Source organism: Vitiosangium sp. GDMCC 1.1324 (genome assembly GCF_003044305.1).
GTDB lineage: Bacteria > Myxococcota > Myxococcia > Myxococcales > Myxococcaceae > Archangium.
Window position 1 is genome coordinate 136,003 of record NZ_PZOX01000003.1, and the last position, 20,950, is coordinate 156,952.

Sequence of the window (20,950 nt, forward strand, 5' to 3'; positions counted from 1 at the left end):
CAGGCAGCCTCCTGCTCCGGTGAGTCCCCGGTCCGAACCCTGACTTCCGTGCCCCGCCCCACCTCCTGCTTTCGCATGGTGGAGCAAGGTTGGGAATCGTCGGACGTTCTGGCAACCGCCCGGCCCTGACCCAGGGTCAACCCCCGGGCGGTCGCGACGTCGGCCGCCGGACAGCGCGGCTACAACCCGAGGTCCCCGCGCTTGAGCTCCGCCATGCGCGCACAGGGCTGGTCGTAGTCGTCCGGGAAGTACTCGCGCGTGTGGTCCAGCGTGGCCGAGGCCGCCTGCCAGTTGTTCTGGTTGACGTAGCCCTCCACCTCCAGCATCAGCTTGGCGCACACGCGGTCCAGCTCCTTCTGCGTGTCCTTCACGCGCTCGCGCGACTCGAAGTAGAGGTCCGGCTTGGGCTCGGGGTGGGCTTCCAGCAGCAACCACGCCTCGCGGAAGGACTTCCACGCCTCGTAGCGGTTGCGCGCGCCCACCTCCGCGTTGTCCAGGTTCTTGCGGCCACGCTTGTACGACTTGCGCGCCTCCTCGAGGAGCTGCTCGGGCGGAATCTCTGGCAGCAGCACCTTCTCCAGCCAGATGTTCCAGACGCGCCATGGGTCCTCAGCGGGAGGATTCTTCGTGTTGTCGAAGGTGATGCGGTTGATCTCCCCCTTCTTGAGCATCGCCGAGGGAATCATCACCTCGAGGACGCGGTCCTGGCTGGCCAGGGTGTCCGGGGGAACCTTGGCCAGGTCCACGCCATTGACGGTCACCACCACCTCGCCATCGGAGATGCCCTGCGCCTGGTAGTGCAGGATGCCGAGCGCGCGGGTGGCGGCGGTGTACTCCCACTCGAACACCTTCTGGTCCGAGTGCTCCCACGTCACGTTGTCGCCCCAGCCGAAGGAGTCATCGATGGGCTTGCCGCTGAGGGTGGTGGGCTCGGGGCCGCGCGCCACCTTCTGCTCGCCGCCGAGCACCAGCCAGTACACCACGGCCACGAGGCCCAGTGCCGCCACCACGCCCGCGCCGATGATACCCTTGCGCAGGTTGGGGGTGGCCTCGAGCCAGAAGAGCTTGAGGTTGGCCACCAGACCCGGGGATTCGCGCCGGATGCGGGCGCGCTCCGCGGCGGAGAGCTTCGCGGCGCCCGGGGACGCCGGAGCGGCACGCGCCACCGCGTTGGCCGTGGGACGCCGGGGGGGCGCCGCGGGGGCCGAGTCCGGAGCGCGCGCCAGGGAGGCGGCCGGGTTGGCGGAGCGGGTGGACGTGCGGGCAGGCGCGCCGGCCGACACGGCGGGCTGATTGCCGGGGCGGGTGGGAGCCCGCACGGCCTGGATGGTGCGGGTGGTGCTCAGCCGCACCTCCTCGAGCTCCTCCGCGTTCGCGCCCTCGGGGGCCAGGGCCTCGCCGCGGTTGCGTCCGCGCTGGCGCGACACCTGGTCCACGGACACGATGCGCGTACTGTTGGCGTCCGCAGCCGCCTCTGGCTCCTCCGCGGGGGCCTCGGACTCCACCGGCTTGAAGGCGAACACCACCGGCCCGAGCGAGAGCTGATCTCCCTCCGCCAGCGCCTGCTTCTCCTTCACCGGCACCGGGGTGCCATTCACCCGGGTGCCGTTGGAGCTGCCGAGGTCCTCGACGAAGTACTGGCCGTCCTCGGAGAAGATGCGGCAGTGACGGCGGGAGATGCCTGCGTCGTACAGGACGACGTCACACTCGGCGACGCGGCCGATGAGAACGGAGTCCTGCTCGAAGACGAACTCCTTACCGGCCTCCTTGCCCTCGGCGATCGTCAGCTGGAAGCTCATGCAGAATCCTCAGACTCCTAGAACGGCCTTCGCCGCGCGGGCCACGGCCGCACGGGCCGAAGCAGGCTCGAGCACCTCGGCCTCACCGCCGAACGATAGCACCCACTGCGTCAACCAGCGCTCATTGTCGCCAGCGACCCGCACCTCGACGCCCCCATCCGCGAGCAGCCGAGCGTCCTCGCCAAAGCGCTCCCGGACGTAGGGGGCCACCAGCCGGGAGAAGCGCACCCGGACGGCGGCGTTGGTGCGGGCCGGGTTGGGCACCTCGGCACGGGCGTCCTCCCGGGGCTGGAAGGTGGCGTCGGTGACGGCCAGCGCCTGCATCCGGTCCACCCGGAAGAGCCGGTCGTCCTGGCGGGTGAGGCAGTACGCCTGGAGGTACCACTGGCCCCGGTGGCTGAGCAGCTCGTGGGGCCGGACGCGGCGCGACTCGGGGGCACCACGTCCGGGGGTGACGTAATCGAACGTCACCTCGCGCCGCTCGTGGATGGCCCGGGTGAGCGGCCCCAGCGCCTGGGGTGCCTCCACCGCGGCGTCGATCTTCCGGTACATCTCCCGGAAGCGCTCGCCCGCGCCCGGAGGCAGCACGCGCTCCAGCTTCTCCACCGCGCTGCGCAGCGCATCACCCGCCGCCGGGCGCAACAGCTCCGCCGAGGCGGCCAGGGCCGAGGCCTCGCCCACCGTCAGCCGCGGCGGCGCGGACAGGCGCTGGTCGAGGTCCACGTAGACGCGGTCGTTCTCCACGTAGATGTCGATGTAGTCGTCCGGGTTGAAGGGGGGCCGGCCCACGCAGGTGAGCAGATCCAGGTCCTCCAGCAGGTGCTCCCGGCTGACATTGAGGGCGCGCGCCAGCTCCTCCACGGAGATGCCGGGGCGCGACGAGACGAAGGGGACGAGGAACAGCAGACGGCGCAGACGCTCGTGGACGCTCATGCCGCCACCTCCTCATGTGCCGCGTGCTTCTCGAGGATGCGCGCCGCCATCTCCTTCACCCGCTCGTGGGCGTCCGCGGGGGACTCCACGCGGCAGTCCGGCCCGAGCTGCATGCAGAAGCGCAGCAGTCCATCCAGGAACGTCACCGGCAGCTCCACGAGCACGCTCGCGCCGTCCTCGGCCGGGGCCACGCTCGAGCCCGGGAAGAGCGAGGCGGCGCGGGCCATCAGCTCCCCGGACAAGCGCAGGCGCACGTCCAGGCGGGGGTGGAAGCGGTGTTGCCAGGGGTAGCTGGCGACGTGGTCGTCGAAGGAGAAGCCCTCGGGCACCTCGAAGTCCGGAGAGCGGGGCCGGGCGGTGTTCGGCTTCAGCGCGCGGATGCGGTGCACGTGGAAGGTGCGCACCTCCTGGCGCAGGTGGCAGTAGCCCACCAGCGTCCAGATGCCCCGGCGCAGCGCGAGCCCATACGGGTCCACCTTGCGATCGGTGAGCTCCGGGCGCTTGGGCGAGGCATAGGACATCTGCACCCACTTGTGCCCGGCGCACGCATCCCAGAGCTGCTCCAGGTGCGCGGCGAGCTGCGGGCCATCCTGCTCGGAGCCCAGCTCCATGCGCACGCGCGGCGTGGGCAGTGCGTGGCCGGCGAAGAAGCCGATCTTCCGCAGCGCGTGCGACAGATCGTCCCGTCCGGGGAAGGCCCCGGAGGTCAGCGCGGCACTGCCCGCGGCGTAGAGGACGGCCAGCTCCTCCTTGGTGAGGTCCACCTCGGGCAGGTAGTAGGCGTCGCGATCGACGATGTAGCCGTCCTTCCGATCGTCATCGCCCTGGATGTAGGAGAGAGGGAAGCCCAGTTCGAGCAGTTCCGCCTTGTCGCGCTCGAACTTGCGTTCGGCGGCGTCGTCGGAAGTGCCCATGTAGTCGTGGGGGAAGTGCTCGCGCAGCTCCGCCCAGGAGATGGGTTCCCGAGCGTCCAGGAACAGGGCCACAAGGTCGAGGAGGCGTTCGGTCCGGTCCATCGGAAGGTTTTCGACAATGCGCAAAGCAGCAGGTCGGGTCAAGGCAGGGAACCGTGACAGCAGGCGGATGCCCGCCCACGCTCCGTGCCGCCGTGGATCTACCCGGCGGACAGGCGCCTGAACAGCTTTTTGCTGAACAGCCGAGCAGGTGTGTCCGTGGGTGAGCGAAACCGACCCCGGACGGACAGACGAGCGTTCGCTGTTACCGGGCTCGCGAACGGGGCGTATCTGGGATATTCCTAAGAATCGACGACGAGCGCGCCTGGCCGGGGCGTGCTTGTCTGGCGCCAGGCCTGACCGCCGGGCGGTACGCACGCAAAAGAGGACCCGATGACGCGCTCCACCCTCATCAAGAAGGCATGGCTCGGGCTGGCGCTGGTGGGACTGGCCTGCGTGGCGGCGCTGCCCAAGCAGGCGGAGGCCGAGCCGCTGTACTTCGCGCTCGAGGTGCGGCGCGAGGGGCGGCTGGTGGCCCAGCCCAAGCTGCTGGGAGAGACGGGCCGCACGGTGCGCGCCGAGCGTCGCAAGCCGGGCGCCAGCGAGCCGGACTACCGGCTGGTGCTCACCCCGACGGCCGAGGGCGAGACGTTCCACCTCGAGTTGGACCTGGTGCTGCCGGAGATCAAGGGGCACTCGGAGCTGGCGCTGCTGCACGGCCAGGAGCGCAAGGTGCAGCTCGGGCGCTGGCCGGGGGACCTGGAGGTCTCGCTGCTGCTGATGAAGGTGGACTCCCCCGAGTTCAGGGCCCTGATGGACCTGGCCGCTGATCCCGAGGATCGCGGCTCCGGCCGTCCCATCTGAGCCCCTTCGCCTGCTTCGCCCGAGGCTAGAGCACCGCCAGGTCATCGCGGTGCACGGCCTCGTCGAGGTACCGGTAGCCGAGCACGGACTCGATGTCGGTGCTCTTGAGCCCCGCGATGCGCCGCAGCTCTCCGTCGTCGTAGGAGCTGAGCCCGCGGGCGAACACCTGTCCCTGCTCGTCCACGAGATCCACCGGGTCGCCCCGTCCGAAGTCTCCCTCCACGGAGCGGATGCCCGAAGGCAGCAGGCTGCGCTTGCTGGTGACGACGGCCTCCCGGGCGCCCTTGTCCACGATGAGCCGGCCCTTGGGCTTGAGCGCGTGGGCGATCCACGCCATGCGCGCGTTGCGCCGGGTGCCCGGGGTCTCGAAGAGGGTGCCCACGGGCTCACCCGACAGCACGGAGCGCAGGCGGCCGGGCGTGGCACCGGAGGTGATGACACAGCGGATGCCGAGCTCGGTGACCCGGGCGGCGGCGCGAATCTTGGTGGACATGCCGCCGGTGCCCACCTGGGAGCCGGAGCCCCCCGCCAGGGCGAGCAGCTCGGGGGTGACGGCATCCACCTGGGGAAGCAGCCGGGCATCCGGGTTCTTGCGCGGGTCCGCGGTGAAGAGACCCTCCACGTCGGAGAGGACGATGAGGGCGTCCGCCTCCACCACGCCCGCCACCAGACCGGCCAGGGTGTCGTTGTCACCGAACTTGAGCTCGTCCACGGAGACGGTGTCGTTCTCGTTGATGACGGGCACCACCCGGGCCTCGATGAGGCGCTCCAGCGCGTGCTTCACGTTGAGGTAGCGGCGGCGGTCCTGCACGTCGCCGTGGGTGAGGAGCACCTGGGCCACACGCCGGTCCTCCCTGCCGAAGGCCTCCTCGTACGCCTGCATGAGGCGGCTCTGGCCCACCGCCGCGCACGCCTGCTTGCCGGGAATGTCCTTGGGCCGTGCGGGCAGCCCGAGCCGCTCGACACCGAGGGCGATGGCGCCGCTGGACACCACCACCAGGTCCCGGCCCTGCGCCGCCCACAGCAGATCCTCACTCAGCGCCTCGAAGTGGGCCCGGTTGAAGCGTCCCGTGGCGTTCGTGAGGGCATTGGTCCCGATCTTCACCACCACGCGCCGAGCGGCGCGCACCGCGTCTCGTCCAGAAAGGTTCACGCGCTGTCAGTATGCCGGAACTCCTCGCGTCGGGCTCGTGTTGTACGAGGTCGGCCATTCGGCAAACCCGGAGGTGAATCCGGGCCGGAAGGCTCCTATCCTCCTGGTGAAGCCGGAAGGATGACGGCGGTGCGCGGACGCCCTTCCACCCGCGCGGGAGAAGGACACTTTTGAAGGAAATCTACGGCAACACCCTGGGACTCAAGGCAAGCGAGCAGAGCCGGCTGCGCAACACCTATCGCCGCCGCGTCTCGCCTCATGAGATCGTCTCCCCGGAGCTCGCCCGTCACCTCACCGAGTTGTCTCGGGAGACCAACCGCCAGGTCGGCGTCCTGCTCAACCGCAAGGGCGAAATCGAGTACGTGGTCGTCGGCAACGCTCACAAGCTGGAGCTGCCGGATATCGGCCGCGCCCGCGCCGGCCAGGTGCGTCTGCGTGGTCTGCGCCTGGTGCACACCCACCTCAAGAGCGAGCCGCTCACCAAGGACGACCTGACGGACCTCGCGCTGCTGCGCCTGGACATGGTCGCCGCGGTGGGCGTGGGCGACAGCGGTCTGCCCGGCATCCTCCACTACGCGCACCTCGTGCCCGAGAACGGCACCGGTGACTTCTGGCGCGTCTCCACCCTGCCCGACGTCCACGACGGACAGCCGGACGTGCTCGATACCCTCGAGGCACTCGAGGACGAGCTCAACCGCAAGGCCGCCGCGCGCACCGTCTCCGGCCGCGACAAGGCCATCCTCGTCGCCGTGTGCCTGGACGGCAACCGCGCCCACGCCGAGGCCAGCCTCGCCGAGCTCAAGGAGCTCGCTCGCACCGCGGGCGTCGAGGTCATCGACAGCGTGCTGCAGATGCGCCGAGAGGCCGACCCCCGCTACCTCATCGGCCGCGGCAAGCTCGAGGACCTCAACCTGCGCTCCATGCAAGCCATGGCGGACGTCCTCATCTTCGACAAGGACCTCACCCCCTCGCAGGGCCGCCACATCAGCGAGGCCACCAGCCTCAAGGTCATCGACCGCACCCAGCTCATCCTCGACATCTTCGCCCAGCGCGCCCAGAGCGCCGAGGGCAAGCTCCAGGTGGAGCTCGCCCAGCTCAAGTACCGCCTGCCCCGGCTCGTCCAGAGCGACACCTCGCTCAGCCGTCTGGCCGGTGGCATCGGCGGGCGCGGCCCCGGTGAGACGAAGCTGGAGATCGACCGCCGCCGTGCGCGCGATCGCATCAACAACCTGGAGAAGCGCATCGACTCGCTCTCCCGCGAGCGCGAGGTCCGCCGGGCCCAGCGCAACCGCCGCGACCTGCCCGTCATCTCCATCGTGGGCTACACCAACGCGGGCAAGTCCACGCTCCTCAACGCCATCACCGGCTCCGAGGTGCTCGCGGAGAACAAGCTGTTCGCCACGTTGGATCCCACCAGCCGCCGGCTGCGCTTCCCCCAGGAGCGCGAGGTCATCATCACCGACACGGTGGGTTTCATCCGGGACCTGCCCAAGGACCTGGTGGCCGCCTTCCGCGCCACGCTCGAGGAGCTCTACGACGCGGATCTGCTCCTGCACGTGGTGGACGCGAACGACCCGGCCCGCGACGAACAGGTCGAAGCGGTCGAGAAAATCCTCGAGTCGCTCGAGCTGATGCAGAAGCCCCGCCTCATGGTGTGGAACAAGGCGGACCTGCTCTCCCCCGAGGAGGTGGAGTCGCTGCTGCGCACCCGCGGCGGCGTGGCCATCAGCGCCGCCAGCCGCGAGGGCCTGTCCTCCCTGCTCGCCAAGGCGGACACCACCCTCTTCGCCGAGGGCGCCTCGCGCACCCTCGGGGTCGTCACCGAGGAGCCCTCGCGGGAGCTCGAGGACGCCGACGAGGAGGCCTCGCCGAACCTCGGGGCGGCGTAGTTCCGAGGCCGGAGGGTTGCGGGCAGGCACCGGGGCACTCTACAGTCCCGGTGCCGTGCTCATGCCGCTCGCCCCCTCCATCCTGTCCCTGCTCGCGCAGATCCCCTTCCCCGGCCTCGACAGAGGCCCCGAGAAGCCCGCGTCGTCGGTGGATCCGAACTACTTCGAGCTGCTCGAGCGCAACAGCCACATCGTCTACCCCGCCGTGGGCGTGCTGGTGCTCGCGCTGGTGACGATGGCCATCCTCCAGGCCACCAAGGCCCAGGACATGGACGGAGCCGCCAAGGCCGAGTTCAAGAAGCTCATCGTCGACGAGCTGCGCCGCTACCCCGCGGGCCTGGAGACTCCGGACCTGGCGGCGGCGACGGGACTCGACCGCAGCAAGCTGGTGCGGTTGTTGGACCAGATGCAGCAGGACGGCGTGCTCGTCTCGCACGTCACCACCCAGCGGCAGACCGTGTGGCGCGTGAAGGGCATCGGCGCCCGATACTGAGCGCGCCGCCCCGAGCCCCTCTCACACCAGCTCGGACTTGGGCTGGCGCGTCATCAATTCCACCACCGCGGCGCGGGCGCTCTTGCCCTCGTAAGCGATGGCGTACACCTGATCGCAGATGGGCAGCTCCACCCCCACCTTGCGCGACAGGTCCCGCGCGCTCTTCGCCGTCTTCACGCCCTCGGCCACCTGCTTCATGTCGCCCAGGATGTCCTGCAGCGAGCGGCCCCGGCCCAGCTCCATTCCCACGTGCCGGTTGCGGCTGAGCTCACCGGTGCAGGTGAGCACCAGGTCTCCCATGCCCGACAGACCCGAGAGCGTGAGCGGGTTGCCCCCCTTGCGCACCGCCAGGCGCGTAATCTCCGCCAGGCCCCGGGTGATGATGGCCGCGCGGGCGTTGTTGCCCATGCCCAGCCCGTCGGCGATGCCCGCGGCGATGGCGATGACGTTCTTCAGCGCGCCGCCGTACTGCACCCCCACCACGTCATTGGAGGTGTACGAGCGGAACGTCTCCGTCTGCAGCGCCTTCTGGCAGCGCAGGGCCACCTTGTCCCAGTGCGACGCGATGGTGACGACGGTGGGCATGCGCTGGGCCAGTTCCTTGGCGAAGCTGGGGCCGGAGAGCACCGCAATGTAGGGGTGGTACTCCTCCGGCAGGCAGTCCTCGAGCAGCTCCGTCATGGTGAGCAGCGTCTCGTTCTCGATGCCCTTGGCCACCGTGATGATGGGCACGTGCCGGGGAAGGTACGGCAACGCGTTCGCCACCACCTCGCGCGTGGCGTGGCTGGGCGTGGCCAGAACCACCATCTCCGAGCCCTCCAACGCCTCCTTCAGGCTCGTCGTGGCCTGCACGCGCGTGGAGATGGGGATGCCCGGCAGATAGCCGGAGTTCTCGTGGCGGGTGTTGATGGCCTCGGCGAGCGTGGCATCCCGACCCCACAGACCCACCTGCTCACAATTCACCGCGAGCACGTTGGCGAGGGCGGTACCAAAGGAGCCGGAGCCGATGACACTGGCGCGCATGATGCGAATCTCCTGGGGGAGCGAGGGGGGAAGCGCAGCTTAGACCACCCCCCACCCGTGCACGAGGTTTCCCAGCAGGCGGGTGGCGCAGCGTCGGGCAGCAGGCAGGCGCACTTCCTCGTGCACTTCCTCGTGGCCACCGGGGGCTCGGGTCGGTCTACCATCCGCCCCTTCATGGGTGCGCACAGGAGGAGGGAGTCCGGGATGAGGGCAGCCAGGAGCGCGGGAGCCGTGCTGGCACTGGCACTCGGCGCGTGCCGCTCGGGGAACGCGGGGACGACGGACGCGGGCGTGCTGCCCCCTCCGAGCGCCCTCACCTGCGAGGCGCTCGTCGCCCCCGAGGTGCGCGACTCCCTGCCCGGCTTCACCCTGAAGGAGGAGCGGACGTGCCCCACCTGCGGGCCGCTGTGCATCTTCCGCTCGGCGGAGCAGAAGGACGTCACCGTCTCCATCTCCTATGACTGCCGCAAGCGCTTCGAAGGAGAGGACGTGCGGGCGCTGCTCACCCCCGCCCTGAACGCCGGAGGCGTGGAAGTGCCCGCCCTGGGCAAGGCCGCCGCCCGCCGCGAGCCCGTGCCCGGCATGCTCCAGGTCTCCGCCTGGGATGACGACACGCCCTGCGGCATCGTCGTCACGTGGCTGGGCAAGGATAAAGAGCGCGCGCTCGACATCGCCCGAATGACGCTCTTCGCCACCACCCCCGAGCGTCTCATTCAGGCCGGCACACATCCCGCTCCGCCCTCCTCGAATGGCTCCCCCGTGGGAGCCACTCCGAATGCCGGCCTGGGTCCCGACGCTGGCGTGCCCTGAGCTCGTGTCATCAGGACGGGGGGAACGGCCGTGGCTGCTTCGTCACCCCGCTGGCTGGTCCACCTGAGGCTCGCCCATCCGGTTCGAAGTCCCCATCCAACCGGCACTCGCCGCGACGATGGACAGGAAGACCACGAGCATTCCGAGCGCGAGGGGCAGGCCCACGACATCCGCCACGAAGCCGACGAGCGGAGGCCCAGCCAGGAAGCCGCCATAACCCGCCGTGGACATGGAGGCGATGGCCATCCCCGACGGAATCCCCGGCGTGCGGCCGGCGGCGCTGAACATCAGGGGGATGATGTTGGACAGGCCCACTCCCATGCAGCCGAAGCCGACCACCGCGGCGAGGGGATGGTTGAGCAGCAGGGCCGCCCCCAATCCCCCGGCGGCCAGCAGCCCCCCGGTCCGCAACAGGGTCACGGGACTGAAGGTCGCGGCCAGCCGGTCCCCCACCAGCCGCCCGGCGGTCATGGTCAGTGAGAACACGGCATAGCCCGCTCCCGCCATGTGAGGGTCGGCGTGCAGCGAGTGCCGCAGATAGACGGCGCTCCAGTCCGCCACCGCGCCCTCGGTGAGCAGGACGAAGAAGGACAGGCCTCCCAGAAACAGCAGCGGCCCACGTGGCAGCACGAACATGGGTGTGGAGCCAGCACTCCCAGCCGAGCCCGGACCCAGCCAGCGCGCGGCGGCGCCGACGAGCAGCACCCCTCCCACCGCGGCCCCCGCCATGTGCGCGGCCGGGGAGAAGCCCGACTTGAGCACCACCATGGAGCACCCCGCCCCCACCAGACCTCCCAGGCTGAACATCGCGTGCAGCGAGGAGAGGATCGGCCGGCCCATCCACCGCTCGACGACCACTCCATGGGCGTTCATCGCCACATCCATGGCACCGTTGATGGCCCCCAGGGCGAACAACGACAGCACGAACAAGGGCAGGCTGGGAGCGCGCACCGGCAGCGCGATCAGCGCGCAGAAGAGCACGGAGCTGACGAGCGTCACCCGGCTACTGCCCCACTTCCCGAGGAAGATGCCCGTGAGCGGCATGGACACCAGCGCCCCGATGGCCACGGCGAGCAGCGCCAGGCCGAGCGCCCCCGCACTGATGCCCAACCGCGTCTGGACGGTGGGGATGTGCGGCACCCAACTCGCGAAGGCGAAGCCATTGACGAAGAAGATGGCGGCGATGGCGACGCGCCTGCGCAGTGCCAGCCGCGCGTCCACAGCGGAATCGGTGGCATTCATGCGGTCAGGATCCGGAGTTGGAGTTTGTGGAAGGGCGCGAGCTGCGCCTCGGTGGCAATGGCCTCGGTCACCAGGGTGGTCAACCGGCTGGCGGGCGCCACCACGAAGGGCGATACGGCCCCCAGCTTGTCCGCGGTGAGCACGGCGGCGGTCTCGGACGCGCTCTCGATCATCGCGCGCTTCGTCGACGCCTCTTCGGCGTACACGTTGGTGATACCCACCTCGGAATGCAGGCTGCACACGCCCAGCAGGCAGAGATCGGCACGCACCCGGCGGATGGCCTCCACTGTCTCGGCCCCCACCAGCGTCAGCGAGCCAGGGTGCATCCGGCCCCCCACCAGATGGACCTCGATCCCCGCGTAGTCCGCCAGGGCCACCGCCACCGCCGGACTGGGGGTGATGACCGTGGCGCGCAGGTCCGGCGGCAGGCTGCGAGTCACCTCCAGCAGCGTGGTGCCTCCGTCGAGGAACACCACCTGCCCGGGACGAATCAACCCGGCGGCGACTCGGGCCACGGCCTGCTTCGCCGGCTGTGGAGCGCCAAAGGCCCGGCCCACCGACCCCTGGGTCATCGGCAGTGCACCCCCGTGCACCCTCTTGAGCAGGCCCGCCTCGTCCAGCTCCTTCAGGTCCCGTCGGATGGTGTCCTCCGAAACCTGCAACATCCGGCAGAGATCCGTTGCCAGCACTCGGCCTCGGAGGCCGAGCTGCTCGAGGATGATGCGTCGTCGCTCCTCGGGTAACAGGACCCCGGCTGGCGCCTCGGGCGGTTGCGTGCTCATGCGTCGATTGCTCCTTTCCGATGCAGGATTACGCCCGTTTCATCGTGAACTCAACGCGTTTTTGCGTTTTTCCCACCGAACGCGGGTGTCAGAACGCACCACATCCGCAACTTCCCGCATGAACGTGCAGCGTCACGCCTGACCGGAAGCAGGAACCTCCGGACGTGCAGCTCCGCATCGAGACCGTGGCCAGGACACGGCCAGACACTGGCCTCCAAGCCACCGTCACGGCTGCGTCAACGTGCGGGGCGGGCGCTCCAGAGAGCCCACCTCCAGGGACATCCATCCCTCATCGGCGAGGGGCTCGGTGAGGCCACCGTCCGCCGGGCAGCGGCTGCCACGGCCAACCACGAAGACGCTGGAGCCCGGGGCCGCCCGCTCGCCGGGCTACTGCGGCCGCCCGAACCGGACGCCCGCTCGAGAACGAACGCGAGCACTCGGCCCGCCATGGGGGTAAAGGAGAGGGGCCGTGTCGAGCCCCCAGCCCTCCGCCATCCTCAGCTTCCGGCGCACCTTCGCGCTGCTCATCGTCCTGGTCGTGCTCCCATCGGCCGGACTCTCCGGCTTCGGCGTGGTGGCCATCATCAACGAGCGCGCCGCGGTGGAGAAACGGCTGGAGGCGACCTGGCAGGGCACGCTGGACTCGCTCGTGGAGGATCTGCCCACCGCCCTGCGCTCGGTGCGCTTCGAGCTCGTGGAAGGTCAACCCCGGCTGGTGGCTCCCGGCGGGCGCCTGCTGTCCACGAAGTCCACCTTCCAGGTGGAGGACAAGCAGGTGCACACGGGCGACACCGAGCTCGCCTCGGCCCTGCACGCGGTGGAGTCCTCGGCCAAGGACTTTCCGGCCGGCACCTCCATCTTCTCCCTCATGGTGGGCGGACGCGCCACGCTCATCGCCGCCGAGCGCCAGGGAAACCTGGTGCACGGTGTCCGCCTGTCCCAGGAGGCGGTGGAGGCGCTGCTCGACGAGCGCTCCGAGCGCTGGGTTTCCTCCAGCGAGCCGGTGCGCTTCGTCCTCCTCGCCCGCCAGGAGCCCGTGGGTGAGGGACTCATGGGCAAGCTGGTGTCGGAGGTGGCGCAGGCGAAGGCCAACGCGCTCGGGCCTCCCGTGCTCGCCGAGCAGGTGCTCCCCCCTCCCCTTCAGGACTTCCGGATGGGCGTCGTGCCCACGGGCGAGGATCCGGTGGCCCGCGCCTCCACCCGCAACCGCGTGGTGTACGTGGTGCTGCTCGGCCTCTTCTACGTCACGCTCACCTTCGGCGTCGTCTACACGGGCCGCGTGCTGTACCGCGAGGCGCGGCTGTCGCGCATGAAGACGGACTTCGTGTCACTGGTCAGTCACGAGCTGCGCACCCCCGTCACTTCCATCCGCATGTTCATCGAGACGCTCGCGCTGGGCCGCGTGCAGGATCCGGCGCAGACGCAGCAGGTGCTCCAGATGCTCACCCAGGAGACAGAGCGGCTGAGCACGCTCATCGACCGGGTGCTGGACTGGTCGCGCATCGAGAGCGGCCGCAAGGAGTACCACCGCGAGGCGCAGACCGTCCCCGTGGTGGTGGACGCCGCCGTGGCCGCCTTCCGGGCCCAGCGCCTGGAGGGAGACCTACAGCTCTCCGTGGACGTGCCCGAGGGCCTTCCCCCGGTGCAGGTGGACCGGGTGGCCATCGCCGGAGCCCTGCTCAACCTGCTTCAGAATGCCTACAAGTACAGCCGGGAGGACAAGCGCATCGAACTCTCCGTCCGGGCGGACCGCAAGTGGGTGGACTTCTCGGTGGAGGACCACGGGGTGGGCATCGCGCCCCGCGACCGCAAGCGCATCTTCGAGCGCTTCTACCGGGTGGACAACCTGCTCACCCGCAAGACGGAGGGCAGTGGACTGGGACTGGCCATCGCCAAGCGGATCGTCGAGGCTCACGGCGGGCGCATCACCTTGAAGAGCGAGCTGGGCAAGGGCAGTCGCTTCACCATCCAGCTCCCAGTGGGAAAGGCATGAGCGACAAGGCGACACGCATCCTGGTGGTGGAGGACGACCTGGCCATCCTCACCGGCCTGTCCATGAACCTGAAGTTCGAGGGCTACGAGGTCCTCCAGGCCCAGGACGGCCGCAACGGGCTGGCGCGCGCGCTCGACGAGTCGCCGGACCTGATGGTGCTGGACTTGATGCTGCCCGAGCTCAACGGCTTCGAGGTCCTCAAGGAGCTGCGCCAGCGCGGCCGGGACACGCCCGTGGTGGTGCTCAGCGCCAAGGGGGCCGAGCCAGACAAGATTCTCGGCCTCAACCTGGGCGCGGACGACTACGTGGTGAAGCCCTTCGGGTTGCAGGAGCTGCTGGCGCGCATCAAGGCGGTGCTGCGCCGGCGCTACCCGGCCTCGGGACAGCCGCCAGTGGGCTTCGGAGACGTCCAGGTGGACCTGACCGCCAAGCTGGTGTCGCGCGGCGGACAGCCCGTGGAGCTGACGGCGCAGGAGTTCAAGCTGCTCGCCCACTTCCTGGCACACCCGGGGCGCACCTTCAGCCGCGAGGAGCTGTTGAGCGCCGCCTGGGGCTATGACTACGAGGGCAGCGCGCGCACGGTGGACAACTTCATGCGCCAGCTCCGGCTCAAGCTGGAGCCGGATCCCGAGGCGCCCAAGCACTTCCTCACCGTGCGAGGGCTCGGTTACAGGTTCGACCGCTGAATTCGATGTTTCGAGAGGTGGTGGGTGGGTTCAGTGCAGCGTTGGACGTGGCTTGGGGCCCTGGCCATATGGGCCGCGGCGGGAATGGCTCATGCGACGGAGACGGACCAGTACTTCGCGATCGACAAGCCGCCGCGGGACTCGCTCGACGTCCTCAACGAGAAGGTCAATCGCGACATCCTCGGGGCCCTGGAGCTGGTGAACCGGGGTGACTGGGAGCACACCTCCTGCGAGGACGTCTCCCACCGCATCTACCAGCGCTTCCGCATCGCCGGGCTCCACAAGATCGAGCTCTGGGCGGAGAACACCCCGCGCATCGACCGCACGCCGCACAAGAAGGAGTACAGCGAGTACATCAAGAAGTCCTCCATCTACCGCAACACGCGCCTGTGGGACTGGGGCCTGACCTTCGGCGTCAAGGCCACGTTCAACATCGCCGGCGTCCACATGGGCGCGGACAAGCTCTCCCACTTCTTCCAGACGGGATGGAAGTACATCGAACACTTCCGCGCCTACGTGCGGGAGGGGCTCCCCGAACGCGAAGCGCTCGAGCGGATGATCCGCTATGGGGTGGGGACGGAGTACGGCCCGCTCGGCCTCGCAGCCACCGGCGTCTTCTCGTTCGGCGACCTCGAGGCCAACTACCAGGGGTTCCGCTTCTACCGGAGCCTGTGCCAGGAGAAGAACCCGCGCATCCTGAAGACCGCCGAGGGCTGGCGGCTGCTGCGTCTGTTCGACTGGCGCGAGTATGTCTCGCCACGCTTCGACGAGAGCTACAACAACTCCGCGTTCACGCCGAAGCGCTGGAGCGAGGTCCGCGCCAACCTGCGGCGGGACTACTGCCCCCGGCTCGACACGGAGGCGTTCCGGGAACACTACTGGCGTTGCTCACACTTCACGCGTGAACCGGACGACTTCAACGCCCGCTTCGTCCGGGAGTTGATCGCCCGCGGCGATGCCCCCCGGCAGGACGCGTACTCCATCTGGGCGGCCTGCGAGCGGAGCGGGCCGGAGGTCGCTGGCGTGGGAGGGGCAGCACTGGAGAGCGGGCCGTGGGTGAGCCCCGAGCCAGCTCCCCGGTACGAGACCCCGCGTTTCGACGATGCGATCCTCCGGTCCAGGTTCGAGCTCGGAGTGGGCGGGTTCAACAGCGCGGGCTCCACCTGGAATGTCCTGCTGCGGACGCGCTTCGTGCTCCGCGAGACCGTGGTACCGGAGGACGCATGGGACGCCGTGCGGACCCCGGAGTACCTGCTCTGGGGCGCGCTCGAGGGGACGCTCGCGGTGAATCCCGGCCCGCTGGGTGGCCAGGCCGCTCCTGGCAAGGTGTTCAACCGCACCGCACTGCCCTTCGCCAACATCCACGTCACGCCGGTGGAGCGGCGCTTCGAGCTGAACAACGCGGCCACGGGTGACACGCTGGCGGTCGGCGTGGCGCTGGCGCCGGTACGGCTCACACGCGACACCCGCCTGGACCGGAGCCTCGGAGTCGAGGTCTCCGCCGCCAGCGCCCGAGCGAGACAGGGGATGAGCCTCGGCGAGCGGCAACACGTGAGGCTGTTCGCGGCTGTGGTGCTGGAGGGGCCTGGGTACAAGGCAGCCCTCCACCTCTCCGACGTGGGCGCCTTCCATGGGGTGCACCTCGCCACCCTCGCGGCGGAGGGCGGCGCGGAGCTGCTCCTCGGAGAGCAGCTGCGGCTCGGGCTCATCCTGGGCGGACGCGCGGAGCTCAGCCTGGGGTGGAGCCGCGGCGGCGGCGGGTTCTCGGCCCCATCGGACCTCGAGGCCTACGCCGAGGCCCAGGTGGACGTGACGCGCTTCCTGCGCCTGTTCGCCCGCGGCCAGCTCGATGCCCTCCACGAGCCCGCGCCGAACCGGTTCCTCTCCGCACCCGCGTTCCTCGCGGGCGCCTCGTTCAGGTTCTGACTCGACTTTCGCCACTCTTGACCGGTTCCCTCTGGCTTCCCTCGGTGGCGAAAGTCGAGTCAGACATCTCGTACGGGAGCGTGAGGGCCTCTCAAGGAAGCCGGATGCGCTGCATGGCGAAGTCGGTCACATAATTGTTGGCCATTGCCTGCTCCAACACCGTCCCCAGCACGACGAGCGATCCATCAGGCGCGAGCTTCCCGACAGTCGCGCGCAGGCGGAGCGGAATCTGTCCAGCCTCGCCAAAATCCGGATCGGGCGTCCCGTCCGGGCGGACCTGCAACACGGCCCTGCTGGTGAGCATGAGCAGCCGTCCCTCCGGGCGAACCCAGAAGTCAATCAACGGGACGCCCGAGAACGGAATCCTCAGCCGGCCCCCACATCCAAAAGTCGGGTCGAGCGTTCCATCTGACTGGAGCCGCAGGAACTGCGCTCCGTTCGACGCGCCGTTGGAGAACTCGCCGCCCAGCAGCAGGCGACCGTCCTCGAGTGGCACCACGTCGGTGCAACAGTCGATGGGGACGATGCCACCCGAGAACGTGGAGTCGAGCTGCCCATCGGGCAGCAGGCGCATCACGAATGAGCCGTCCGAGCCACTGCCCACCACCACGAGCTTGCCGTCCGGCAATCGGGTCAACGCCGTCCCCTTGCGCTGGCCTCCGCCGGGGTATTGCACCACGCCCCCCGTACCGAAGGCAGTGTCCAGGGTTCCATCGGGGAGGTACCGGTGGACCCTCATGACCGGTGCTTTCCCGGGCGACCCAGAGTAAGCGTTGAACCCCACCAGGACGGACCCTTCCGCGGTGGGCTCCAGGCCAAAGACATCCACACCTCCGTTCTCCGTCCGGTAGGAGGCCAGGAGCCCGTAGTAGGGCTCGCTCGACTTCCAGAGCCGCATCTCCGCATCCAAATAGCCCGCGATGATGAGGGTTCCATCGGCGCGCCGGACCACGTCGGTGCCCGCGGATCCCGTTACCACACCAGCGATCTTGTAACCACAGGAGACGGGCAACCTATCCGGGTGGAAGCCCCACGTTATCATGTATGTCACAGGACCGCTGCCGGCAGGCACCGACGTGGGGCTGTAGTACGTGCCCACGGCGAACAGCGCTCCGTCCGGAAAGACCACGAAGTCACGGGGAGTCTGCCATGCCCATTGGTGCAAGACGGTGAAGTCCGGTTCCACGCACGCACACGAAGAGCAGGCGCTCCACGCCCCGGTGTCGGGCAGCGCACCGAAGCCTGGATTGGGTTCGACACAGGTGCTCCCCGTTCCAGCGTCGGAGCTCCCGCCCTCGCCGGGCTCCGGCTCCGGCTCCGGCCGGGTAGGGCGAGTGCACGCGGGAGCCAGTGCCCACAGCCCGATGGCGAGTACCAGTCCCAGCAAACGCGTCCATCCTCGAAACCGTTGCGCCATGTGTCCTCCGGCAGGAAGGTGTCAGACTCGACTTTCGCCATTTTGGGCGCCTCGGAGGGAGAAGCGAGGCTCTTTCCCGAGGGAAGCCAAAGGGAACCGGTCAAAAATGGCGAAAGTCAACTCTGAGCCCCCGCGGGCCCGGGCGCCCTACCCCTCCACCACGCCAATGTGCCGCGGGTCCTCGGGGTCGAACGGCTTGCCATCGAACCTCCCGTAGCGCTCGCGGGGCGTGAGCCCACAGGCCTTCATCGCCTCATCCAGCTCCTCCGGGGAGAAGGGCCTGAGCCGGAGGCGGCGGATGCCGAGCGGCGCCCCGGGCTGCCGACGCTCGCGCAGGTGGAAGGCGAACACCGGCCGGCGCGGCTCGAGCGCGGCACCGGGCTCCTCCTCGTCGGCGTTGCGATGGGAGGCCGGCTCGGCGGGCGGATTGAGCACGTCGTAGGCGAAGAGACCTCCGGGCTCGAGGTGGTGACGCACGGTGGCCAGGAAGGCCTCGAGGTCCTCGCGTGAGCCCATCATCCCCAGGGCATGCTGGGGAGCGAGCACCACCTGGAAGCGCTCGGTCAGACGCAACGAGCGCGGGTCCGCGTGCAGGAAACGCACGCGACCGGACACCTCGGCGGGCTCCGAGGCCCGGAGCTCCTCGGCGGCCTGGACCATCCGCTCCGAGGGGTCCACGCCGAGCACGGACACACCAGCCTCGGCCAGGGCCCAGACCACGCGCCCATTGGCCGCGCCCAGCACGAGCACGGGCCCACCATGCTCGGTTGCCTGACGGGTATAGAAGAGGAGGTCGGGCTCCTGCCCGACGAGAGAGAGCGGCGTGCGGCCACGCGTGTCGTTTCCGGCCATCGACTTCCGGCGTAGCACGGTTGGAGGCCCATGGGGGTCAGGACCCTACCGCTGCTGGGCACAAGGCTACCCATGCGCTGTCCGGGAGCCGACGCCAGGGCCCGTCCCCGAGACAGGATGGGCTGGCACCCGGCTTGCGATGAGGGGAAGCGGGGGTGCCGGAGGGGCACCCGGGTTCCTCGAGAACGGGTGGGCAGGGGCATGAAGGGTGGATGGCGGTGGGCGGCTGCGCTCGTCGTGATGGGCGCGGTATGGGCGGGCTGCAAGCAGGCGGGGCATGACCAGTCGGAGCACGGCAATCCCGGACTGGACACGCCCCGCCAGGACGAGGACGAGACGAAGGGGACGCCCCCCGACTCGGGCACGGGCAACGACGCGGGCACGCGGACGCCGGATGCGGGCACCGACGCGGGCACGCAGACGCCCGACGCGGGCACGGCCACCGACGCGGGCACGGCCACCGACGCGGGCACGGCCACCGACGCGGGCACGGCCACCGACGCGGGCACGCAGACGCCCGATGCGGGTCCCCCACCCGAGGCGGCCATCGACTTCACTCCGCCCCCGGGCTGGCAGTTCCTCAGCATCCAGGATGGAGGGCCCCGGCGCGTCTACGGAGTGACGGCGGATGAGAGCGGCAATGTCTGGGTGGCGGGCGGCGAGGACGGCCTCTTCCTGCTCAAACCAGGCGCCACGAAGCTCCAGCGCTTCACGATGGCGGACGGGCTGAGGCCCTACGGCTTCATGCCGGATGGCAGCGTGCCTCCCGGCGAGAGGTACCTGAAGGTCATCTCGGTGGCGGGCGGCCCGGCGGGCACCGCCTTCGTGGGCTACGAGGGCAGGCCGGGCAATGGCTCCGACTACTGCGAGGACAACTGGGACGGCCCCAAGCCGGACCCATCCCGCTACAAGAGCGGCGACGCGGACAAGGTGACGCTGCGCCCGGATGGCACCCTCCAGGTGGTCCACTACGACATCTTCTCCGGACCGAACGTGGTGCGGGACGAGCCGCGTGGCCGCGAGAAGCTCTGCAACGTCCTGCGCATCGCGTACGACAAGAAGACGAACAGCGTCTGGTTCGGGGGCAACCACGGCTTCGCCCGGGGAGATGCCCGCTTCACCGGCAACAACACGTGCAACGGACAGCTCTCGTGCGCCGGAGTCATGGAGCACGTGCACCCGGCCATCAACGCCATCGGCCCGAGTGGCAACACCGTCTTCCTCACCGACGCCTACTACGGCGTGGCGGTGCACCCGAGCGGTGACGTCTTCTTCGGCGGCGCCAACCGCGCCACGCGCTTCCGCTACGGCACCAACGGCTACAACTACTGGGCCGCGCAGTCGATGACGGAGGATCAGCCGTACGCCTGGAACCGCTTCGACATCTGGCCGGACCCGGTGGGCGAGCCGAACCTGCCCCGGCCCGCCGAGCGCGTGGATGACAACATCTCCGGCATGGCCGTGGCGGGAGACGACACCGTCTGGGTGAGCTCCTTCAGCCGAGGGCTGGCGAGGATGAACGCGAACGGGGGTGACATCCACTACGTCCACGTCAACGACGCCTACCCGCACCTGGCCGCGGTGGCGGTGGACCCGGAGGATGGCAGCGTGTGGACGGGTGCCCGCTGGGCGGGAGCGGTGTTCCGGTTGAAGAACGGCAACGTGCAGACCTTCGACTGCTTCGCCTTCAACGCGCGGATGTGCAGCAGCCACGTCACTGACATCCAGGTGGACCGCTCCGGTGGCGGACGCCGCATCCTGGTGGGCTTCCTGGGCAGCGACGAGGACCACGTGCCCGGCGCCATCGGCATCTACACCGGAAACTGAATCCCGGGGCCCGGTTCCCCTCCCTGTCCTCGGAGGGGAACCCGGGGCGCTCGAACGGAGTCCCTACGCTCCGCCGCCGCCGCTCCCCTCGGAGAGGCCGCGGAAGAACATGATGCCGCCCCAGATGATGGCGCCGTACCAGATGAAGCCGGTCTTGACGATGAAGGTAAAGAAGATGCCGGCCGCGCAGATGCCCAGCCCCATGAGTGCCCGAGAATTCATTGAGTTCCCCCTCGCGAGCGGCCTGACGCCGCTCCCCGCTTCGCGATGAGCCACGAAGCGCGCGCCATGGTCGCACACCTGGTGAG

The 20,950-nt window shown here is 69.5% G+C and carries 18 protein-coding genes; 8 read left to right on the forward strand and 10 right to left on the reverse strand.

Annotation, left to right across the window (positions count from 1 at the left end; translation table 11 throughout):
- Nucleotides 1–179 precede the first annotated feature (179 nt).
- The 3 genes from DAT35_RS09100 to DAT35_RS09110 are packed head-to-tail and all read right to left on the reverse strand — an operon-like array spanning nt 180 to nt 3,748.
- Nucleotides 180–1,799 (reverse strand): FHA domain-containing protein, encoded by a 1,620-nt coding sequence (locus DAT35_RS09100; protein WP_108066548.1) that lies wholly within the window; start codon nt 1,797–1,799, stop codon nt 180–182.
- A 9-nt stretch (nt 1,800–1,808) separates the two neighbouring features.
- Nucleotides 1,809–2,732: a YafY family protein gene (locus DAT35_RS09105; protein WP_108066549.1), complete on the reverse strand. Its 924-nt coding sequence runs from the start codon at nt 2,730–2,732 to the stop codon at nt 1,809–1,811.
- Nucleotides 2,729–3,748: a YafY family protein gene (locus DAT35_RS09110; RefSeq protein ID WP_108066550.1), complete on the reverse strand. Its 1,020-nt coding sequence runs from the start codon at nt 3,746–3,748 to the stop codon at nt 2,729–2,731. Before DAT35_RS09110 ends, DAT35_RS09105 begins: the two co-directional genes overlap by 4 nt.
- Before the next feature lie 330 nt (nt 3,749–4,078).
- Here DAT35_RS09110 and DAT35_RS09115 point away from each other — a divergent pair, with 330 nt between their 5' ends.
- Nucleotides 4,079–4,549: a hypothetical protein gene (locus DAT35_RS09115; protein WP_108066551.1), complete on the forward strand. Its 471-nt coding sequence runs from the start codon at nt 4,079–4,081 to the stop codon at nt 4,547–4,549.
- A 25-nt stretch (nt 4,550–4,574) separates the two neighbouring features.
- On the opposite strand, the gene proB is transcribed toward DAT35_RS09115, so the two are convergent.
- A complete protein-coding gene (gene proB, locus DAT35_RS09120) occupies nt 4,575–5,702 on the reverse strand; it encodes a glutamate 5-kinase (protein WP_108066552.1) in 1,128 nt (375 codons plus the stop codon).
- A gap of 170 nt (nt 5,703–5,872) precedes the next feature.
- Here proB and hflX point away from each other — a divergent pair, with 170 nt between their 5' ends.
- Together hflX and DAT35_RS09130 are read left to right on the forward strand one after the other, a co-directional pair.
- Nucleotides 5,873–7,591: a GTPase HflX gene (hflX, locus tag DAT35_RS09125; RefSeq protein ID WP_233261380.1), complete on the forward strand. Its 1,719-nt coding sequence runs from the start codon at nt 5,873–5,875 to the stop codon at nt 7,589–7,591.
- Between the two features lie 61 nt (nt 7,592–7,652).
- Nucleotides 7,653–8,084 (forward strand): hypothetical protein, encoded by a 432-nt coding sequence (locus tag DAT35_RS09130; RefSeq protein ID WP_108067200.1) that lies wholly within the window; start codon nt 7,653–7,655, stop codon nt 8,082–8,084.
- A gap of 21 nt (nt 8,085–8,105) precedes the next feature.
- Here the strand turns inward: DAT35_RS09130 and DAT35_RS09135 are convergent, their stop codons facing one another.
- Entirely contained in the window at nt 8,106–9,107 is a 1,002-nt protein-coding gene (locus DAT35_RS09135; RefSeq protein ID WP_108066553.1) for an NAD(P)H-dependent glycerol-3-phosphate dehydrogenase, read from the reverse strand.
- A 204-nt stretch (nt 9,108–9,311) separates the two neighbouring features.
- Here DAT35_RS09135 and DAT35_RS09140 point away from each other — a divergent pair, with 204 nt between their 5' ends.
- Nucleotides 9,312–9,917, forward strand: coding sequence for a hypothetical protein (locus DAT35_RS09140; protein ID WP_108066554.1), 606 nt, complete (start codon nt 9,312–9,314; stop codon nt 9,915–9,917).
- Nucleotides 9,918–9,959: 42 nt separating this feature from the next.
- Here DAT35_RS09140 and DAT35_RS09145 read toward each other — a convergent pair whose 3' ends face one another.
- Nucleotides 9,960–11,159, reverse strand: coding sequence for an MFS transporter (locus tag DAT35_RS09145; protein ID WP_108066555.1), 1,200 nt, complete (start codon nt 11,157–11,159; stop codon nt 9,960–9,962).
- On the reverse strand, nt 11,156–11,941 hold the full coding sequence (locus DAT35_RS09150) for a DeoR/GlpR family DNA-binding transcription regulator (protein ID WP_108066556.1): 786 nt from the start codon (nt 11,939–11,941) through the stop codon (nt 11,156–11,158). Before DAT35_RS09150 ends, DAT35_RS09145 begins: the two co-directional genes overlap by 4 nt.
- Before the next feature lie 469 nt (nt 11,942–12,410).
- Between DAT35_RS09150 and DAT35_RS09155 the strand changes: the two genes are divergently transcribed.
- From DAT35_RS09155 to DAT35_RS09165, 3 genes are all read left to right on the forward strand, one after another.
- Nucleotides 12,411–13,934: a cell wall metabolism sensor histidine kinase WalK gene (locus DAT35_RS09155; protein ID WP_108066557.1), complete on the forward strand. Its 1,524-nt coding sequence runs from the start codon at nt 12,411–12,413 to the stop codon at nt 13,932–13,934.
- On the forward strand, nt 13,931–14,620 hold the full coding sequence (locus DAT35_RS09160; protein WP_108066558.1) for a response regulator transcription factor: 690 nt from the start codon (nt 13,931–13,933) through the stop codon (nt 14,618–14,620). Before DAT35_RS09155 ends, DAT35_RS09160 begins: the two co-directional genes overlap by 4 nt.
- Before the next feature lie 84 nt (nt 14,621–14,704).
- Nucleotides 14,705–16,546 carry a hypothetical protein gene (locus tag DAT35_RS09165; protein WP_108066559.1) on the forward strand — a complete coding sequence of 614 codons (1,842 nt, stop codon included), beginning with the start codon at nt 14,705–14,707 and terminating at the stop codon, nt 16,544–16,546.
- Between the two features lie 91 nt (nt 16,547–16,637).
- On the opposite strand, the gene DAT35_RS09170 is transcribed toward DAT35_RS09165, so the two are convergent.
- Nucleotides 16,638–17,933, reverse strand: coding sequence for a hypothetical protein (locus DAT35_RS09170; RefSeq protein ID WP_158501622.1), 1,296 nt, complete (start codon nt 17,931–17,933; stop codon nt 16,638–16,640).
- Nucleotides 17,934–18,110: 177 nt separating this feature from the next.
- The gene (locus DAT35_RS09175; protein ID WP_108066561.1) at nt 18,111–18,815 is read right to left on the reverse strand and encodes a bifunctional 2-polyprenyl-6-hydroxyphenol methylase/3-demethylubiquinol 3-O-methyltransferase UbiG; all 705 of its coding nucleotides are present in this window, start codon (nt 18,813–18,815) and stop codon (nt 18,111–18,113) included.
- A gap of 201 nt (nt 18,816–19,016) precedes the next feature.
- Between DAT35_RS09175 and DAT35_RS09180 the strand changes: the two genes are divergently transcribed.
- A complete protein-coding gene (locus DAT35_RS09180) occupies nt 19,017–20,642 on the forward strand; it encodes a hypothetical protein (protein WP_108066562.1) in 1,626 nt (541 codons plus the stop codon).
- 63 nt (nt 20,643–20,705) lie between these two features.
- On the opposite strand, the gene DAT35_RS58865 is transcribed toward DAT35_RS09180, so the two are convergent.
- Nucleotides 20,706–20,864 (reverse strand): hypothetical protein, encoded by a 159-nt coding sequence (locus DAT35_RS58865; RefSeq protein ID WP_158501623.1) that lies wholly within the window; start codon nt 20,862–20,864, stop codon nt 20,706–20,708.
- Between the last annotated feature and the right edge of the window lie 86 nt (nt 20,865–20,950).

Bases quoted from the DNA above. Each gene is read 5' to 3' on its own strand.
- DAT35_RS09100 (WP_108066548.1), bottom strand. From the start codon at position 1,799: ATGAGCTTCCAGCTGACGATCGCCGAGGGCAAGGAGGCCGGTAAGGAG.
- DAT35_RS58865 (WP_158501623.1), bottom strand. From the start codon at position 20,864: ATGAATTCTCGGGCACTCATGGGGCTGGGCATCTGCGCGGCCGGCATC.
- DAT35_RS09160 (WP_108066558.1), top strand. From the start codon at position 13,931: ATGAGCGACAAGGCGACACGCATCCTGGTGGTGGAGGACGACCTGGCC.
- DAT35_RS09145 (WP_108066555.1), bottom strand. From the start codon at position 11,159: ATGAATGCCACCGATTCCGCTGTGGACGCGCGGCTGGCACTGCGCAGG.
- DAT35_RS09180 (WP_108066562.1), top strand. From the start codon at position 19,017: ATGAAGGGTGGATGGCGGTGGGCGGCTGCGCTCGTCGTGATGGGCGCG.
- DAT35_RS09110 (WP_108066550.1), bottom strand. From the start codon at position 3,748: ATGGACCGGACCGAACGCCTCCTCGACCTTGTGGCCCTGTTCCTGGAC.
- DAT35_RS09140 (WP_108066554.1), top strand. From the start codon at position 9,312: ATGAGGGCAGCCAGGAGCGCGGGAGCCGTGCTGGCACTGGCACTCGGC.
- DAT35_RS09150 (WP_108066556.1), bottom strand. From the start codon at position 11,941: ATGAGCACGCAACCGCCCGAGGCGCCAGCCGGGGTCCTGTTACCCGAG.
- DAT35_RS09135 (WP_108066553.1), bottom strand. From the start codon at position 9,107: ATGCGCGCCAGTGTCATCGGCTCCGGCTCCTTTGGTACCGCCCTCGCC.
- DAT35_RS09130 (WP_108067200.1), top strand. From the start codon at position 7,653: ATGCCGCTCGCCCCCTCCATCCTGTCCCTGCTCGCGCAGATCCCCTTC.
- DAT35_RS09165 (WP_108066559.1), top strand. From the start codon at position 14,705: ATGGCTCATGCGACGGAGACGGACCAGTACTTCGCGATCGACAAGCCG.
- DAT35_RS09175 (WP_108066561.1), bottom strand. From the start codon at position 18,815: ATGGCCGGAAACGACACGCGTGGCCGCACGCCGCTCTCTCTCGTCGGG.
- DAT35_RS09115 (WP_108066551.1), top strand. From the start codon at position 4,079: ATGACGCGCTCCACCCTCATCAAGAAGGCATGGCTCGGGCTGGCGCTG.
- DAT35_RS09105 (WP_108066549.1), bottom strand. From the start codon at position 2,732: ATGAGCGTCCACGAGCGTCTGCGCCGTCTGCTGTTCCTCGTCCCCTTC.